This is a genomic window from Mesorhizobium sp. M7A.F.Ca.CA.002.05.1.1 (assembly GCF_003998335.1).
GTDB lineage: Bacteria > Pseudomonadota > Alphaproteobacteria > Rhizobiales > Rhizobiaceae > Mesorhizobium.
Genome location: NZ_RZQI01001027.1, coordinates 1 through 1,984, shown reverse-complemented (window position 1 = coordinate 1,984; position 1,984 = coordinate 1). Strand labels below are relative to the sequence as shown.

2 protein-coding genes and 1 pseudogene are annotated in these 1,984 nt (G+C 63.8%); all 3 read right to left on the bottom strand.

Annotated elements, in window-relative coordinates:
• Window positions 1-652 (bottom strand): annotated as a pseudogene (locus EN939_RS32015) (hypothetical protein); the annotation flags it as partial.
• A gap of 425 nt (window positions 653-1,077) precedes the next feature.
• Window positions 1,078-1,293: a hypothetical protein gene (locus EN939_RS38300; RefSeq protein WP_127271747.1), complete on the bottom strand. Its 216-nt coding sequence runs from the start codon at window positions 1,291-1,293 to the stop codon at window positions 1,078-1,080.
• Between the two features lie 68 nt (window positions 1,294-1,361).
• Window positions 1,362-1,984 (bottom strand): hypothetical protein (locus EN939_RS32010; RefSeq protein ID WP_127271566.1); only part of this gene is annotated, 623 nt, incomplete at its 5' end.

Sequence of the window (1,984 nt, the reverse complement as noted above, 5' to 3'; positions counted from 1 at the left end):
CCCCCTGGTTGATCGCGGAAATGCCGACATTGGTGCCGCTCACTTTTCCGGTGGTGACGTCGGCATCCGAGCCTAGCGAATAGACGACGACGCCATAGCCATTGGCGCCGGTCGCCGTGATATCGCCGGTGGCGTTGACGGCGGTGGCGCCGTCGCCGGTATTGATGGCGGCGAGGCCGATCAGGGCGCCGGTCAAGGCACCATTGGTATCGATGGTCACCGCGCCACCCGGGTTCGCTCCGTAATGGGGAGGTGCCACCTGTGGAACCAGCGACACGACGCCAAGGCCGATGCCCGTCGTCGAGCTTAGCGCCGAAGAATTGGCATCGGTGTAGCTGACCGCGCCGCTGCCCAGTATGCCGAGCGCGAAGGGATCGCTGGTGGTAACGCTGAACCCCGGATCGGTGGTGACCGAAGGGTTGGCCGGAGCAAGGGCAAGGGCGATGAAGTCGCCCAGGTCGAGCGGCAAGCCGATCGTGGTGGGTACGATCTGGCCGGTGGTGTTGACGCCGGAGCAGACATAGTTGGGTGGCGCCGCCGGCGTGCAGGCGGCGTCGGCATTTTGGCCCAAGCCGAGCAGCGTCGCCCCGGCCATCGCCGTGCTGACCAGCAAGCGGTTGCGATAGCGACGATTGCGATCGTTGAGATTCATGTAGTGCCCCAGCCCCGATCCCGACAGATCGCCCTCGGCGGGAGCCGAAGCGATCGTCAGTGTTTCCTGCCAATGGCTGATCGAATGCCGCCGGCTTTCCTAGTCGTCAAATGACGACGGTCCGCCGCTTTGTGCCGCCAATGACCGCTTGCGGTGGCCGGACTGTTACATCGAGGATACACATTCCATTCGACTAATTTACCGGCGAGTGGGGCGACAAGCCGCACGAAAACCCGTCGGCCCGAGCTACCTTGCACAGCCAGCCATGTTGCCCCTTGCACAACATGGCCGGCAGCAGCAAAGAGCCGGCTTTCGAGCTTGATCCGAAGGATCAGCTTGTCGGCGCCGACGGTCCGCCTCTAGCCCGCGCCAACTGGCCGAGCCGACCATGACAGCGGTCTCGCCACGAAGCGCAGAAGGCACGATTAATCGAGGAGCCGATTTGGCTTGCCACCATCCATCTTGCTTTTGTGGATACGCTCCAGAATTGCGCGGGCAGCCTCGGCTCGCTCCTTCGGCCGCCCGGTCAGAAGCTGGCCTCCCAGTGAAGCCGGCATCTCCATCTCGCAATCCCAGACCGTCCATGCGTTGGTCGGGTCGAGTATGCAAATGTACCTCTGGAGCCTTTTTTCATCGGTCAACTCAGGTGCTCCCGACATCGAGGCTACGCACAGGACTTGGCAGGACCAGCGCATGAACACTCCACACGCTACGGCTTGACCGGTTTGGTCTCTTTCTTCGGCTGTACGGCCATCGACGGCCCCTCCGGCGGCGGGCCGGCGGCGTCCGGCTTCGACTGCTCTGCCACCGGCGTGTCGGGCGCTTGCGGGCCACCTGATGTCAGGTTGACGGACACGCCGTAGATCTTCCACTGCCGGTCAGTTGGCTCGAACATAAGCTCGAAATTGACCTGCAAGGGCACCGACGGGAAGAAGCCAGCCATATGCAGCATACCGTTCGGCTCGATCTGAGGCAGCAAGGTCAGCTGCGGCTCGAGCACCGCGACGGCACCGAAGTCGAGTGCCTGCTTGCGCTGGTTGGCGAAGATGTCGCCGAGCCCTGCCGCACTGTTGGCCTGGAAATTCGGCGAGCCGAGATCGCGCAAAACGGTGTAGTTACCGGTCTTGTTGGCTTGGTCGAGCGCCAAAAGCGCACCGCGGATCAGGATCAGCACCCCATTGCGGTCGATACCGGCAGGCCGCGCCGTCTTTTGCCCCACCCGCTTTTCCTTGGCTTGCGCATGCGCGGGCTGCGCAGGCACCGCGGCGGCCATCAGCGCGATGGCCAATGCGGCGAAAAAACCGCGGGCGCCCGAAGTCCGCCAACCGGGCG